Raw genomic sequence first — 13,868 nt, forward strand, 5'->3', positions numbered from 1 at the left:
CTCGGGCGGTCGCCGTGCACACGGTGAGTACGCCACAGCCGCCCCGGGTCTCCCCGCGACGAGCGACGACGCGATACCGTGGCGTCCCTTCTCCCCCACATGATCCTCGTGGCCGCCCTGGAGGTTCCGTGGTACAGGCGTACATCCTGATCCAGACCGAAGTAGGCAAGGCGTCGACTGTCGCCGAGCTGATCGCGAAGATTCCAGGAGTGATGCAGGCCGAAGACGTCACCGGCCCCTATGACGTGATCGTGCGCGCGCAGGCCGACACGGTGGATGAATTGGGTCGCATGGTGGTCGCCAAGGTCCAGCAAGTGGACGGCATCACGCGCACCCTGACCTGCCCGGTCGTCCACCTGTAGCCCCCGTCTACCCTGTTCCGGTGAACTCTTTCCGTCACCGGATCCGTCGTGTCCGCTCTGTCATCGGGGTGCCCGCGCTGTCGCTGCTGATGGCCACCGCTTCGGGCTGCGCTTCGACGGACGACGCGCCCGCGGCGACGGTGCCCACCCCGGACGCGAAGGTCACCAAGCTGTGCCGGAATCTGCACGACCTGCTGCCGCAGAAGGTCGACGGACTTGAGCGCAACGATCCCGAACCGCACTCCGAGCTGACCGCGGCCTGGGGAAGTCCGGCGATCATACTGCGCTGCGGTGTGGGCTGGCCTGACGCGGTGCTGAAGAAGGGCACCATGCCCGCGACCGTTGACGGGGTCGAGTGGGTGGTGGAGGAACTCGACAACGGCGCGCAGCGCGTGACGACGGGCGGGCGTCTCGCCTACGTGGAGTTGACGATCCCCAAAAAGCAGGTCTCGCAGGGCGGCGCGGGCCCGCTGGTGGACCTGGCCGGGCCCGTATCGAAGGCGATCCCGAAGGGGATCGCCGACTGACGCGGACGCGCCTGGCGCGCGTCCGCGGGACGGAGTCCTACCGCAGCCCGGTCGACCGGCGCAGCGCGGCCTGCAGCAGCAGGTCCACCAGTTCCGGATAGCTGACCCCGCTCTCCTGCCACATCCGCGGGTACATCGAGATCGGTGTGAAGCCGGGCAGCGTGTTGATCTCATTGATCACGAACTCGCCGTCCTCCCCGAGGAAGAAGTCCGCCCGCACGATTCCCTCGCAGGACACGGCGTCGAAGGCGGCGACGGCGAGCCGCTGGACCTCCGCCGTCTGCTCCGGCGTGAGTGGCGCGGGCACGATCCCCGCGGCGGAGTCGATGTACTTGGCCTCGAAGTCGTAGAAGTCATGGGCCTGTACCGGCGGGATCTCGGCCGGGGCGGAGGCGCGCGGCCCGTCCTCGAACTCGAGCACGCCGCACTCGATCTCGCGCCCGACGATCGCCGCCTCGACGATGACCTTCGGGTCGTGGGCGCGGGCGGTCTCCATGGCCTCGTCGAGTCCCTCGAACGATTCGACCTTCGTGATGCCGATCGACGAACCGGCACGCGCGGGCTTGATGAAGAGCGGCCAGCCGTGCTCGCCGACGAACTCCGCGACGCGTCGCCGCGTGCCTTCCTGATCGTGCTCCCACTCGCGCGGCCGGACGACGAGGTACGGCCCGACCTTCAGCCCGAAGGACGTGAAGATCCGCTTCATGTACTCCTTGTCCTGGCCGACGGCCGAGGAGAGCACACCGCAGCCGACATAGGGCGTCCCGGACAGGTCCAGGAGCCCCTGGATCGTGCCGTCCTCGCCGTACGGGCCGTGCAGCACGGGGAAGACGACGTCGACGTCGCCGAGGGCCTTGGGCACGGAACCGGGCTCGGTGTAGACGACCTCGCGCGACGCCGGGTCGACGGGGAGCACCACGCCGCCCTCGGCCGAATCCGCGAGGTCGGCGACATCCGGCACCTTGCGGTCGGCGATGGCCATCCGCTCGGGGTCGTCCGACGTCAGCGCCCAGCGGCCCTCGCGCGTGATGCCGATGGGCAGCACGTCGTACTTGGAGCGGTCGATGGCGCGCAGTACGGCGCCGGCGGTGACGACGGAGACGCCGTGCTCGGAGCTACGACCACCGAAGACGACGGCGACCCGCGGCTTGTGCCCGTCCGCCCCACTCACAGAGGACGCGGAGGACACCGAAGACGCCGAGGACGCCGAGGACGCTGAAGGCGCAGGGCTCTGGGGGAGGTTCTCGCTGCTCATATCGCGTTGAGCGTACCTGCTGGTAGTACGGGAGTCAGCGCCCAACAGAGCCAAGCCGCGGCGCCGTCGCTCAGCGTCGCTCGGGCTTGGCGGAGCGCGACATCAGCTCCTTGAGAGCGACGACCGGCGGCTTCCCCTCGTGCACGATGCCGACGACCGTCTCCGTGATGGGCATGTCGACACCGTGGCGGCGCGCCAGGTCGAGCACGGACTCGCAGGACTTGACGCCCTCGGCGGTCTGCTTGGTGACCGCGATGGTCTCCGCGAGCGTCATGCCCTTGCCGAGGTTCGTGCCGAAGGTGTGGTTGCGCGACAGCGGTGAGGAGCAGGTGGCGACGAGGTCGCCGAGCCCCGCGAGCCCGGCGAAGGTCAGCGGGTCGGCGCCCATCGCGTGTCCGAGGCGCGTCGTCTCCGCGAGGCCGCGCGTGATGAGCGAGCCCTTGGTGTTGTCGCCCAGGCCCATGCCGTCCGCGATGCCGACAGCGAGCCCGATGACGTTCTTGACGGCTCCGCCGAGCTCGCAGCCGACCACATCGGTGTTCGTGTACGGCCTGAAGTACGGGGTGTGGCAGGCGACTTGGAGGCGCTGGGCCACCGGCTCGGAGCGACAGGCGACCACGGCGGCGGCGGGCTGCCGGGCGGCGATCTCCCGCGCGAGGTTCGGACCGGTGACGATCGCGATGCGGTCCTCTCCGACCTTGGTGACGTCCTCGATCACCTCGGTCATCCGCATCGCCGAACCCAGCTCGACGCCCTTCATCAGCGAGACGAGGACGGTGTCGGGGGCGAGCAGCGGCGCCCACTCGGCGAGGTTGCCGCGCAGCGTCTGCGAGGGCACGGCGAGCACGGTGAAGTCGGCGTCCGCCGCGGCCTCGGCCACGTCGGCCGTGGCCCGCACACCCGCGGGAAGCTCGACGCCGGGCAGGTAATCCGGGTTCGTACGCGTGGAGTTGATGGCTTCGGCGAGGTCGGGGCGGCGGCCCCACAGCGTGACCTCGCACCCCGCGTCCGCGAGCACCATGGCGAAGGCCGTGCCCCACGAACCGTTGCCGAAGACTGCGGCCTTCACGGGTCGGGTCACTTGCTCTCCTCCGAACTGCCGCTCTGCGCCTGCGACTTGCGGCGTTGCTCGATGCGGGCCTCGCGCGGGTCGTAACGCCTCTGCGGGGCCTTCTCGCCGCGCAGGTCCGCCACCAGGGAGGTGATCTCGGTCATGATGGCCTCGGTCGCCTCCTTCAAAAGATCCGGGGTCATTTCCTTGTCGTAGAAACGCGTCAGGTCGACGGGCTCACCGGCGAGGACATAGTGCTTCTTGCGCGGGAAGAAATGCGGCTTCTTCGCATAGGGCGCGAGTGCTTCGGTGGCGCCCCACTGTCCGACGGGAATGACCGGGGCCTGCGTCTGCAGCGCGACGCGCGCGACGCCCGTCTTACCGGTCATGGGCCACAGTTCGGGATCCCGGGTGAGAGTTCCTTCGGGATAGAAGGCGACGCACTCACCGCGCTCCACGGCATCGATCGCGGCGCGGAAGGCGCTCAGCGCGTTCGTGGACTCGCGATAGACGGGAATCTGCCCGGTGCCGCGCATCGCCGCCCCCACGAACCCCTTCCTGAAGAGGCCGTCCTTGGCGAGGAAACGCGGGACCCGTCCGGTGTTGTACTGGAAATGGCCGTACAGGAGGGGGTCCAGATGCGAATTGTGGTTCACCGCGGTGATAAATCCGCCGTCGGCAGGAATGTTCTCCATTCCGCGCCAGTCCCGCTTGAACAGAACCACCAGGGGCGGTTTGCAGAGGACCGCTGCGAAGCGGTACCAGAAGCCGATTCTGCGGCGGGACACTCGGACACCTTCCTCTAGGACCTGACAGGTGGGACCCCGTCGGGCCGCACAAGTGTCGCCCCAGGCCACCGGTCTGTCGAGAACACCGTACGCCCGCCTGAACAGCCGCACCTCATGCACAGGTCACAATAGGCACGTGCAGTGGACCCTGGTGATACCGCTGAAACCGTTGGTACGGGCCAAGAGCAGGCTGGCACCCGCGGCGGGGGGCCTGCGCCCGGGCCTGGCCCTGGCGTTCGCGCAGGACACCGTGGCCGCCGCGGGTGCCTGTAGGGCGGTACGCGATGTGGTGGTCGTCACGGACGACGCCCGCGCGGCGCGCGAACTGACGGCGCTGGGCGCCCGCGTCGTCCCCGACTCTCCCCGGGCGGGCCTCAACGCCGCTCTCTCCCATGGGGCGGCTTCCGTACGTTCCTTGCGCCCCGCCGCGCCCGTGGTGGCCATGAACGCCGATCTCCCTGCGCTGCGGCCCGTCGAATTGGCCCGCGTTCTCACCGCGGCCGCCGCATTTCCGCGGGCATTTCTGCCCGATGCCGCCGGAATCGGGACCACTCTCTTGTGTGCGGCCCCCGGTGCGGAATTGCTTCCCGCATTCGGCACGGCTTCTCGCGCCCGGCACACCGCGTCCGGGGCCGCGGAACTCTTCCTCGACGGCGTGGACTCCGTACGCCAGGACGTCGACACCGGCGACGATCTGCGCGTCGCACTCGCGCTGGGCGTGGGCCCGTACACCGCCAAGGCCACCACCGGGCTGCTGACGGTGGACTGAGTACGCTGCCTGCATGCAGGCCACCGCGTATACGTACGACCCCGATTCCCGCTCCGGCAGCGTCCTGCTGGACGACGGCACGCCGCTGCCGTTCGACACCGCCGCCTTCGACGCGGGCGGGCTGCGCCTGCTCCGGCCCGGCCAGCGGGTACGCATCGAGGTCCAAGGTGAGGGCGAGGCGCGGCAGATCGCGCTCGTGACCCTGCAGACCTTCTGAACCACCCGGCAGACCTTCTGAACCACCCGGCCGCTCCCCTGGCGCCCTGGCCCGGACATGCCGCGGGCCGGGCTCCCCGAGGGGAGCCCGGCCCGGCGCGTGAGCAGCCTGGTGGCGTACGCCCTTACTTCTTGCGGGCGGTGGCCTTCTTGGCGGTGGTCTTGCGCGCCGTCGACTTCTTGGCGGGCGCCTTCTTGGCCGTGGCCTTCTTGGCAGGCGCCGTCTTCTTGGCCGTGGCCTTCTTGGCGGTGGCTGCCTTCTTGGCAGGCGTCGCCTTCTTGGCAGCGGCGGTCTTCGTCGCCGTGGCCTTCTTGGCCGCGGACGCCTTCTTGGCGGTGGCCGCCTTCTTCGCGGTGGTCGCCTTCTTCGCGGCGGTCTTCTTCGCCGGCGTGGCCTTCTTGGCGGCGGCCTTCTTGGCCGTCGTCTTCTTGGCAGCGGCCTTCTTGACGGTCGCCGAAGCAGTGCCGGTCAGGCTGCCCTTGGGCGCCTTCTTGACCGCGACGTCGTTCTTCGGGAGCTTCTTCGAGCCCGCGACGAGGTCCTTGAAGCCCTGGCCCGCACGGAAACGCGGCACCGACGTCTTCTTGACCCGGACGCGCTCACCCGTCTGCGGGTTGCGGGCGTAACGGGCCGGACGGTCCACCTTCTCGAACGAACCGAAGCCGGTGACCGAGACGCGGTCACCGTTGACCACGGCACGGACTACGGCGTCGAGTACGGCGTCGACAGCCTCGGCGGCCTGCTGACGGCCACCGACCTTGTCGGCAATCGCTTCTACGAGCTGCGCCTTGTTCACGTCTTCCCCTTCGGAGACCATTGCCGGAACGAATGTCTTTCGACCCGGCTTTTTCGCACGTTAGGCAGATATATACCGCAAATCAAACGCGAAACGGGCTAATCACCCTTGTGCCGCAACGAACTCGGCTGTCTCAGAGTTCCTCTTCAGTGCCTGAGCCCTCTTCGAAGTCGTCGAGGTCCGCACTGAATCGCTCCAGACGCCTTGCCGCAGTAGCGAGATCGTGTTTGGCCGCAGCCGTAATGGCCAGCAGCTTCCGGGTCAGCGCCATCCGTACGCCCTCCGGGACTTGCAGTGCGCGCACTCGGGCGTGCGCTTCCTTCAGTTGGTTCGCGACCGCCATGTACATCTGGAGTTGGCCGTCGTGTTCCATGCACAGATTGTGCCATCTGGGGCGAGTTGTCGCCTCCGCAGGGGGTAACTCCCGCCCCACAAGGGCTTCCTGGACCCGTGCGCGACGTGCCCGGTCAGAGCCACACCGAGACCCGCGTACCCCAGGAACACCCTTGATATGCAAGGGAGTTGAGACACGCCGGAGACCACCCGTTCAGGTCAGCCGGGGGCCTTTGGAGCCGCACACAGAAGTACCCCCAACCGATGCACGATTGGGGGTACCGGGCCTGCGGATGTGGCCTGAATGAGCCTTGCTCAGACCTGGATCGTCCGCGGCTTGTGGGCGGGACGGTTCGCCTCGTAGGAGGCGATGTCGCTCTCGTTGCTCAGCGTGATGCTGATGTCGTCGAGCCCGTTCAGCAGTCGCCAGCGGGAGTTCTCGTCGAGCTCGAAGGAGGCGGTGATGCCCTCCGCCCGAACTTCGCGCTCCTGGAGGTCGACCGTGATCTCGGCCTGCGGGTCCTTCTCCACCAGGTCCTGGAGCGCGTCCACGACCTTCTGGTCCAGGACCACGGTCAGCAGACCGTTCTTGAGGGAGTTGCCACGGAAGATGTCGGCGAACCGGGCGGAGATCACGGTCTTGAACCCGTAGTTCTGCAGGGCCCACACCGCGTGCTCACGGGACGAGCCGGTGCCGAAGTCGGGGCCGGCGACCAGCACGGTGGCGCCCGCGCGCTCGGGCTTGTTGAGCACGAACTCGGGGTCCTTGCGCCAGGCCTCGAACAGCCCGTCCTCGAACCCGTCCCGCGTCACCTTCTTGAGCCAGTGAGCAGGGATGATCTGGTCGGTGTCGACGTTGCTGCGGCGCAGCGGGACGGCCCGGCCGGTGTGCGTGGTGAATGCTTCCATGGCTGATCAGACTCCAGCGGGCGTACGGGCATCGGCGTCGGACAGGTCGGCCGGGGAGGCCAGATGGCCCAGCACGGCGGTGGCGGCGGCGACCTGGGGCGAGACCAGGTGCGTACGGCCGCCCTTGCCCTGCCGGCCCTCGAAGTTGCGGTTGGACGTGGACGCGGAGCGCTCGCCGGGGGCGAGTTGGTCCGGGTTCATGCCCAGGCACATCGAGCAGCCCGCGTGCCGCCACTCGGCGCCGGCCTCCTTGAAGACCTTGTCCAGGCCCTCGGAGACGGCCTGCAGGCCCACCCGCGCGGAGCCGGGGACGACCAGCATCCGTACGCCGTCGGCGACCTTGCGGCCCCCGACGATGGCCGCGGCCGCGCGCAGGTCCTCGATCCGGCCGTTGGTGCACGAACCTACGAAGACGGTGTCGACCTTGATGTCGCGCAGCGCCTGCCCGGCGGTCAACCCCATGTATTCCAGGGCCTTTTCGGCGGCGAAGCGCTCCGAAGCGTCTTCGTACGAAGCCGGATCGGGGACGTGCGCCGAAAGCGGCGCGCCCTGGCCGGGGTTGGTCCCCCACGTGACGAACGGGGAGAGCTCGTCGGCCTTGATGAAGACCTCGGCGTCGAAGACCGCGTCGTCGTCAGTGCGCAGCGTCTCCCAGTACGCGACCGCGGCGTCCCACTCCTCGCCCTCGGGCGCGTGGACGCGGCCCTTGAGGTATTCGAGCGTGGTCGCGTCGGGGGCGATCATGCCCGCGCGGGCGCCGGCCTCGATCGACATGTTGCAGATGGTCATGCGGGCTTCCATCGAGAGCTGCTCGATGGCGGAGCCGCGGTACTCCAGGATGTAGCCCTGGCCGCCGCCGGTGCCGATCTTCGCGATGATCGCCAGGATCAGGTCCTTGGCGGTGACGCCCTCGGGCAGGTCGCCGTCGACCGTGATCGCCATGGTCTTCGGGCGGGCCATCGGCAGCGTCTGGGTGGCCAGCACATGCTCGACCTGCGAGGTGCCGATGCCGAACGCCAGCGCGCCGAACGCGCCGTGGGTGGAGGTGTGCGAGTCGCCGCAGACCACCGTGGTGCCCGGCTGGGTCAGGCCCAGCTGCGGTCCCACCACGTGGACGACGCCCTGCTCCACGTCGCCCAGCGAGTGCAGGCGTACGCCGAACTCGGCGGCGTTCTTGCGCAGCGTCTCCAGCTGGACCCGCGAGACCGGGTCGGCGATCGGCTTGTCGATGTCGAGGGTCGGGGTGTTGTGATCCTCGGTGGCGATGGTGAGATCGAGGCGCCGCACCTGGCGGCCCGCCTGACGGAGACCGTCGAAGGCCTGCGGGCTGGTCACCTCGTGCAGCAGGTGCAGATCAATGAAGAGGAGGTCGGGCTCGCCCTCGGCGCGCCGGACGACGTGGTCGTCCCAGACCTTCTCCGCGAGTGTCCTACCCATCGCTTTCCCTCCGACCGACCACGTGCGTCGGCCCAACTAGAGATTCGGATCGCCGTCGCTCGTACCCCTCGTACCGGACGTCGGCTGCCGGACCCGTTGGTCCTCGGGCCGGTGTCCGTACAGAGTGGCAAGTTCCACGGGAAAAGGAACTTGCGTTTCACAGAGTGAGACGGGAGTATCGACGCATGGACAACAGTAGCGGCGTCGGCGTCCTGGACAAGGCAGCACTTGTCCTGGGCGCTCTGGAGTCCGGGCCCGCAACCCTCGCAGGACTGGTAGCGGCCACCGGACTGGCAAGACCGACGGCTCACCGCCTTGCGGTGGCCCTGGAACACCACCGCATGGTGGCGCGTGACATGCAGGGCCGATTCATTCTCGGCCCGCGCCTGTCGGAGCTCTCCGCGGCGGCGGGCGAGGACCGCCTGCTCGCGACGGCGGGCCCGGTGCTCACGCATCTGCGGGACGTCACGGGCGAGAGCGCCCAGCTCTATCGCCGCCAGGGCGACATGCGCATCTGCGTCGCCGCGGCGGAGCGCCTGTCCGGGCTGCGGGACACGGTCCCGGTGGGTTCGACGCTCACGATGAAAGCCGGTTCGTCCGCGCAGATCCTGATGGCCTGGGAGGAGCCGGAGCGTCTGCACCGCGGCCTCCAGGGCGCCCGCTTCACGGCGACGGCCCTGTCGGGCGTACGCCGCCGCGGCTGGGCCCAGTCGATCGGCGAGCGGGAGCCGGGCGTCGCGTCCGTCTCCGCGCCGGTGCGCGGCCCGTCGAACCGCGTGGTGGCCGCCGTCTCGGTCTCCGGCCCCATCGAGCGCCTGACGCGTCACCCGGGGCGGATGCACGCCCAGGCCGTCATCGACGCCGCCGGCCGCCTCTCCGAGGCCCTGCGCCGCACTGGCTGACTCGCACAACTCGCCTTGCTCTCCTGACACTTCCCGGCCGGTCGCTTCAACGCCGCAGCGACCGGCCGGAGTTGTGTCCGGGGCAGGCCGACCGCCGCACGCACAAAAAAGACCCTTCCCACATGGGGAAGGGTCTCTTCGTGATGTACCCCCGACCGGATTCGAACCGGCGCTACCGCCTTGAGAGGGCGGCGTGCTAGGCCGCTACACAACGGGGGCCCTGCGGAACGGATTCCGCGGTTGCAGATGAGCTCTGCGAGCTGGCCTACCAGGACTCGAACCTAGAATGACGGTACCAGAAACCGTAGTGTTGCCAATTACACCATAGGCCATGGTGGTATATACCAATGTGATTGAATCCGAGGATTCAACCCGTACCCCCGACCGGATTCGAACCGGCGCTACCGCCTTGAGAGGGCGGCGTGCTAGGCCGCTACACAACGGGGGCCCTAGCGATCCTCCACCCGGCGTCAGCCGGATATTGTCACCGCGTGGTCGGCGGGAGCTACCCGTACCGTCCTCGCGGGAAGGATCTGTACCCCCGACCGGATTCGAACCGGCGCTACCGCCTTGAGAGGGCGGCGTGCTAGGCCGCTACACAACGGGGGCCTGTGGACCTGGGATCCACGATTTGCAGATGAGCTCTGCGAGCTGGCCTACCAGGACTCGAACCTAGACTAACGGAACCAGAAACCGTCGTGCTGCCAATTACACCATAGGCCACCAGAACGCAACCCCTTGCGGGATTTTTGTTCGGCTTACGCTTCCGGGGCCCGGCCTTTCGGCTCGCTTCCCTCGGCGCAGGAAGAACATTACCCGAAGGAGTCCGGCGCTCCAAAACGGGTATCCCGGGCCAGCAACGGGGGCAACTGAGCGAGGCTCGTGATGCGGATGAGCTCGGGCCGGCCGCCGATCGCGGCCCGGTCCAACCAGATGCCGGTCAGGCCCGCCTCGACCGCTCCGCGCGCGTCGGTGTCCGGCTGGTCGCCCACGTACGCGACCTCGTGCGGCGCCAGGCCGAGCTCCTCGCACACCGCGTGGAAGGCGGCGGCTTCGGGCTTGGCGACGCCCAGTTCGGCCGCGCAGACGAGGGCCTCGAAGCGGTCGCGTACGCCGAGGACACGGAGCTTTCGGTCCTGGTTGTGGAGCGAGGAGTTGGAGAGGACCGCGTGCCGGTAGGTGCCGGCGAGGACATCGAGAGCGGGCACCGTGTCGGGGAACAGGCTCCAGGCCGCCTCGTAGTGCTTGAGATACCGGGTGAACCAGGCGTCGGCCATCGCGTCGTCCAGCGCTTCCCCCACGAAGGCCCGCACCCGGTCCCTGCGCTGCCCCTCCCAGTCAGCCTCTCCCGCCTCGAATCGGGCCCAATGCTCACGGGTCAGGGCCTTCCAGCGGACGAGCGCCTGCTCGGCCGTGCCGAAGGTGTGGAGCAGGCCCTCGACGGTGAGATGGGCGCGCATACCGGCCGTGTCGGCCGTCGCGTAGTCGAAGATCGTGTCGTCGATGTCCCAGACGACGGCTCTGACAGCCCCCCGCCTCAGCTGCTTCGTCATGTCATGACCGTAACGCCGAACGGCCCGGCCGACGGAGTGAATCCGTCGGCCGGGCCGTTCGGTGGTGCCGCCGCGGTGGCTCAGCCCGCGAGCTTCGCCAGCGCCGCGTCGATGCGGGTCAGCGTCTTCTCCTTGCCCAGGATCTCCAGGGACTCGAAGAGCGGGAGGCCGATGGTGCGGCCGGTTACCGCCACGCGGACCGGGGCCTGGGCCTTGCCGAGCTTGAGGCCATGGGCCTCGCCTGCCGCCAGGACCGCTTCCTTGAGGGACTCCGGGGACGTCCAGTCCGCCGACTCCAGCTTTTCGCGGGCCGTACGCAGGAGGGCGTCGGAGCCTTCCTTCATGGCCTTCGTCCAGCTGGGCTCGTCGAAGGCCGGCTCGGGCAGGAAGAGGAAGTCGACGTTGTCCGTGATCTCGGAGAGGACCTTGAGGCGGGTCTGGGCGTGGGGGGCGATCGCCGCCCACTTCGCCTCGTCGAAGTCCTCCGGCGCCCACGGGGCGACCGGGGCCTTCAGCCAGGGCTCGCAGCGGGACGCGAAGTCCTTGGGGTCGAGCATCCGGATGTGGTCACCGTTGATCGACTCGCACTTCTTGAGGTCGAAGCGGGCCGGGTTCGGCTGGACGTCGCTGATGTCGAAGGCCGCCACCATCTCGTCGATCGTGAAGATGTCGCGGTCGGCGGCGAGCGACCAGCCCAGGAGGGAGAGGTAGTTGAGCAGGCCCTCGGGGAGGAAGCCGCGCTCGCGGTAGAGGTTCAGCGACGACTGGGGGTCGCGCTTGCTGAGCTTCTTGTTGCCCTCGCCCATGACGTACGGGAGGTGGCCGAAGAGCGGGGTCTGCTTCGCGATGCCCAGGTCCGTCAGTGCCGCGTACAGGGCGATCTGGCGGGGGGTGGAGGAGAGCAGGTCCTCGCCGCGCAGGACGTGGGTGATCTCCATCAGCGCGTCGTCGACCGGGTTGACCAGCGTGTACAGCGGGGCGCCGTTCGCGCGGACGATGCCGTAGTCCGGCACGTTCTCCGGCTCGTACGTGATGTCACCGCGGACCAGGTCCGTGAACGTGATCGTCTCGTCGGGCATCCGGAAACGCACGATGGGCTTGCGGCCCTCGGTCTCGTACGCCTGCTTCTGCTCGGCGGTCAGCTCACGGCAGTGACCGTCGTAGCCGGAGGGCTTGCCGGCGGCGCGGGCCGCGTCCCGGCGGGCGTCCAGCTCCTCCGTGGAGCAGTAGCAGTAGTAGGCGCGGCCGGCCTCGATGAGCTTCTGCGCGACGTCCTTGTAGATGTCCATGCGCTGCGACTGGCGGTACGGGGCGTGCGGGCCGCCGACCTCGGGGCCCTCGTCCCAGTCGAAGCCGAGCCAGCGCATCGAGTCGAGGAGCTGGTTGTACGACTCCTCGCTGTCGCGGGCCGCGTCGGTGTCCTCGATGCGGAAGACCAGGGTGCCCTTGTTGTGGCGCGCGAAGGCCCAGTTGAACAGGGCCGTGCGGACCAGGCCCACGTGCGGGTTGCCGGTGGGCGAAGGACAGAAACGGACACGGACGGTGGGGGCGGGTGCGCTAGCCACGCTTGACAACCTTGTTGGTGAGAGTGCCGATGCCTTCGATGCTGACGGCGACCTCGTCGCCGATCTGCAGGGGGCCGACCCCTTCCGGGGTGCCCGTGAGGATGACGTCGCCGGGGAGGAGAGTCATTGCCTCGGAGATGTTGGCGATCAGGTCCGCGATGGACGTGATCATCTGGGACGTGGAGCCGAGCTGGCGCTGCTGCCCGTTGACCGTGCACTGGATGCCGAGGTCGGAGGCGGCCGCCACGTCCAGGTTCGTCTCCACCCAGGGGCCCAGCGGGCAGGAGGTGTCGAAGCCCTTGGCGCGGGCCCACTGCTTCTCGCGCTTCTGTACGTCGCGGGCGGTCACGTCGTTCGCCGCGGTGTAGCCGAGGATCACGTCGTTGACGCGCTCGGGCGGGACCTCGCGGCACATCCGGCCGATGACGACGGCCAGCTCCGCCTCGTGGTGCAGCTCCTGCGAGAACGAGGGGTACTGGATCTCGTCGCCGGTTCCGATCACGGACGTCGACGGCTTGAAGAAGGCGAAGGGGGCGTCGGGGACCTCGTTGCCCAGCTCCTTCGCGTGCTCCGCGTAGTTGCGGCCGAAGGCGATCACCTTGTTCGGGAGCACGGGCGGCAGCAGCCGGACCTTGCTCAGCGGGACCTTGGTGCCGGAGAGCTCGAAGTCCGCGAAGGGGATGCCCTTGATGATGTCGAGGACGAGCTCGTCTGGCTTGTCGCCCTCGACCGCGCCGAAGGCGACGTTCCCGTCGATGGAGAATCTGGCGATGCGCACGGGTGGCTGCGCCCCTCATTCTTGCGTTGGGCCCGGGTGGGATGTGACCGCTCCAGGCTAACGCGGCGCCCCTACTGCGGCTTCTCCATAAGGATCGTGCGCTTCGGATTGGCCGTATTCATCGGCAGCGCGGTGGAGTGCTCCGGCAGGAACGGCGCGGCCTGGATCTCCTCGGCGTCCTTGAGATGAGCCAGCGTGGTGCGCCGCGGGTTGGCGAGGTTGAGGAACATCGTCGTCGTCTTCATGGCTGCGCTTGGGAACCTTTTCGGTTGGCTTGAGTTGTGCTTGTAAAGCTTCAGGCTAAACATCCGGTTCCCGCCTCAAGACGGGACGTTGTGATCAGTTGCATGTGAGTTTGCTCACGAGAGGGCCCCCAAATGGGACACTTCGGGCCGCCAACTCGCCAGTAGTAAACGGACATTGCATCACTGAAGACACTATTCCGCTCCCGATCATGGCGACTGGGACACCCCCGGAAAGCGGGGGGTACGCCCGCCAATGTCCCGTTTCACCTAGATCACTTTCTACGGCTCGTCACCCTCCCCTCACAAGGGGTCACGGGCGGTGCGACGTGCGCCTCGGCCCTTGTTGGAGATCCTGCACTGTGCTGAAATTCCCGGGACTGC

16 protein-coding genes and 5 tRNA genes are annotated in these 13,868 nt (G+C 68.4%); 5 read left to right on the top strand and 16 right to left on the bottom strand.

What is annotated here, in order from left to right; translation table 11 throughout:
- Positions 1–128 precede the first annotated feature (128 nt).
- Positions 129–362 (top strand): Lrp/AsnC ligand binding domain-containing protein, encoded by a 234-nt coding sequence (locus ACIREE_RS22370; RefSeq protein ID WP_363196435.1) that lies wholly within the window; start codon positions 129–131, stop codon positions 360–362.
- A gap of 20 nt (positions 363–382) precedes the next feature.
- Positions 383–889: a DUF3515 domain-containing protein gene (locus ACIREE_RS22375; protein WP_404154788.1), complete on the top strand. Its 507-nt coding sequence runs from the start codon at positions 383–385 to the stop codon at positions 887–889.
- A gap of 37 nt (positions 890–926) precedes the next feature.
- Here the strand turns inward: ACIREE_RS22375 and ACIREE_RS22380 are convergent, their stop codons facing one another.
- The 3 genes from ACIREE_RS22380 to ACIREE_RS22390 all read right to left on the bottom strand — a co-directional run bounded on the left by ACIREE_RS22380 (position 927) and on the right by ACIREE_RS22390 (position 3,983).
- Entirely contained in the window at positions 927–2,060 is a 1,134-nt protein-coding gene (locus tag ACIREE_RS22380; RefSeq protein WP_404154791.1) for a D-alanine--D-alanine ligase family protein, read from the bottom strand.
- A gap of 154 nt (positions 2,061–2,214) precedes the next feature.
- Positions 2,215–3,225: an NAD(P)H-dependent glycerol-3-phosphate dehydrogenase gene (locus ACIREE_RS22385; RefSeq protein ID WP_404154794.1), complete on the bottom strand. Its 1,011-nt coding sequence runs from the start codon at positions 3,223–3,225 to the stop codon at positions 2,215–2,217.
- Positions 3,222–3,983, bottom strand: a complete 762-nt coding sequence (locus tag ACIREE_RS22390) for a lysophospholipid acyltransferase family protein (RefSeq protein WP_404154797.1) — start codon at positions 3,981–3,983, stop codon at positions 3,222–3,224. The genes ACIREE_RS22385 and ACIREE_RS22390 overlap by 4 nt, the downstream gene beginning before the upstream one ends.
- A 136-nt stretch (positions 3,984–4,119) precedes the next feature.
- On the opposite strand from ACIREE_RS22390, the gene cofC reads away from it, so the two are divergent.
- On the top strand, positions 4,120–4,752 hold the full coding sequence (gene cofC, locus ACIREE_RS22395) for a 2-phospho-L-lactate guanylyltransferase (protein ID WP_404154800.1): 633 nt from the start codon (positions 4,120–4,122) through the stop codon (positions 4,750–4,752).
- Between the two features lie 13 nt (positions 4,753–4,765).
- Positions 4,766–4,969, top strand: a complete 204-nt coding sequence (locus ACIREE_RS22400; protein WP_404154803.1) for a hypothetical protein — start codon at positions 4,766–4,768, stop codon at positions 4,967–4,969.
- 124 nt (positions 4,970–5,093) lie between these two features.
- On the opposite strand, the gene ACIREE_RS22405 is transcribed toward ACIREE_RS22400, so the two are convergent.
- The 4 genes from ACIREE_RS22405 to leuC form a co-directional block, all read right to left on the bottom strand.
- Positions 5,094–5,765, bottom strand: a complete 672-nt coding sequence (locus ACIREE_RS22405; protein ID WP_404154806.1) for an HU family DNA-binding protein — start codon at positions 5,763–5,765, stop codon at positions 5,094–5,096.
- A gap of 133 nt (positions 5,766–5,898) precedes the next feature.
- Positions 5,899–6,138: a hypothetical protein gene (locus ACIREE_RS22410; protein ID WP_363196427.1), complete on the bottom strand. Its 240-nt coding sequence runs from the start codon at positions 6,136–6,138 to the stop codon at positions 5,899–5,901.
- Positions 6,139–6,413: 275 nt separating this feature from the next.
- Positions 6,414–7,007, bottom strand: coding sequence for a 3-isopropylmalate dehydratase small subunit (gene leuD, locus ACIREE_RS22415; RefSeq protein ID WP_404154809.1), 594 nt, complete (start codon positions 7,005–7,007; stop codon positions 6,414–6,416).
- Between the two features lie 6 nt (positions 7,008–7,013).
- Complete coding sequence (gene leuC / locus ACIREE_RS22420; protein WP_404154812.1) at positions 7,014–8,444, bottom strand: 3-isopropylmalate dehydratase large subunit; 1,431 nt, start codon at positions 8,442–8,444, stop codon at positions 7,014–7,016.
- 185 nt (positions 8,445–8,629) lie between these two features.
- Here leuC and ndgR point away from each other — a divergent pair, with 185 nt between their 5' ends.
- Complete coding sequence (gene ndgR, locus ACIREE_RS22425) at positions 8,630–9,346, top strand: IclR family transcriptional regulator NdgR (RefSeq protein WP_326015364.1); 717 nt, start codon at positions 8,630–8,632, stop codon at positions 9,344–9,346.
- Between the two features lie 146 nt (positions 9,347–9,492).
- Here the strand turns inward: ndgR and ACIREE_RS22430 are convergent.
- The 9 genes from ACIREE_RS22430 to ACIREE_RS22470 all read right to left on the bottom strand — a co-directional run bounded on the left by ACIREE_RS22430 (position 9,493) and on the right by ACIREE_RS22470 (position 13,487).
- Positions 9,493–9,565 (bottom strand) — tRNA-Glu (locus ACIREE_RS22430).
- 41 nt (positions 9,566–9,606) lie between these two features.
- A tRNA-Gln gene (locus tag ACIREE_RS22435) sits at positions 9,607–9,678 on the bottom strand.
- 43 nt (positions 9,679–9,721) lie between these two features.
- A tRNA-Glu gene (locus ACIREE_RS22440) sits at positions 9,722–9,794 on the bottom strand.
- 88 nt (positions 9,795–9,882) lie between these two features.
- Positions 9,883–9,955: transfer RNA gene (locus ACIREE_RS22445), tRNA-Glu, on the bottom strand.
- A 42-nt stretch (positions 9,956–9,997) separates the two neighbouring features.
- Positions 9,998–10,069 (bottom strand) — tRNA-Gln (locus ACIREE_RS22450).
- Between the two features lie 89 nt (positions 10,070–10,158).
- On the bottom strand, positions 10,159–10,899 hold the full coding sequence (locus ACIREE_RS22455; protein ID WP_404154815.1) for an HAD family hydrolase: 741 nt from the start codon (positions 10,897–10,899) through the stop codon (positions 10,159–10,161).
- Between the two features lie 80 nt (positions 10,900–10,979).
- A complete protein-coding gene (gltX, locus tag ACIREE_RS22460; protein WP_404154818.1) occupies positions 10,980–12,464 on the bottom strand; it encodes a glutamate--tRNA ligase in 1,485 nt (494 codons plus the stop codon).
- Complete coding sequence (locus ACIREE_RS22465) at positions 12,457–13,242, bottom strand: fumarylacetoacetate hydrolase family protein (protein ID WP_404154821.1); 786 nt, start codon at positions 13,240–13,242, stop codon at positions 12,457–12,459. Before ACIREE_RS22465 ends, gltX begins: the two co-directional genes overlap by 8 nt.
- 71 nt (positions 13,243–13,313) lie before the next feature.
- A complete protein-coding gene (locus tag ACIREE_RS22470; RefSeq protein ID WP_404154824.1) occupies positions 13,314–13,487 on the bottom strand; it encodes a hypothetical protein in 174 nt (57 codons plus the stop codon).
- Between the last annotated feature and the right edge of the window lie 381 nt (positions 13,488–13,868).

This window comes from Streptomyces sp. NPDC102467 (genome assembly GCF_044765445.1).
GTDB lineage: Bacteria > Actinomycetota > Actinomycetes > Streptomycetales > Streptomycetaceae > Streptomyces.

What these genes read in the sequence shown, in the direction of transcription:
- ACIREE_RS22400 (WP_404154803.1), top strand. Translation starts at nt 4,766, where the DNA reads ATGCAGGCCACCGCGTATACGTACGACCCCGATTCCCGCTCCGGCAGC.
- ACIREE_RS22410 (WP_363196427.1), bottom strand. Translation starts at nt 6,138, where the DNA reads ATGGAACACGACGGCCAACTCCAGATGTACATGGCGGTCGCGAACCAA.
- leuD (WP_404154809.1), bottom strand. Translation starts at nt 7,007, where the DNA reads ATGGAAGCATTCACCACGCACACCGGCCGGGCCGTCCCGCTGCGCCGC.
- leuC (WP_404154812.1), bottom strand. Translation starts at nt 8,444, where the DNA reads ATGGGTAGGACACTCGCGGAGAAGGTCTGGGACGACCACGTCGTCCGG.
- ndgR (WP_326015364.1), top strand. Translation starts at nt 8,630, where the DNA reads ATGGACAACAGTAGCGGCGTCGGCGTCCTGGACAAGGCAGCACTTGTC.
- ACIREE_RS22455 (WP_404154815.1), bottom strand. Translation starts at nt 10,899, where the DNA reads ATGACGAAGCAGCTGAGGCGGGGGGCTGTCAGAGCCGTCGTCTGGGAC.
- ACIREE_RS22470 (WP_404154824.1), bottom strand. Translation starts at nt 13,487, where the DNA reads ATGAAGACGACGACGATGTTCCTCAACCTCGCCAACCCGCGGCGCACC.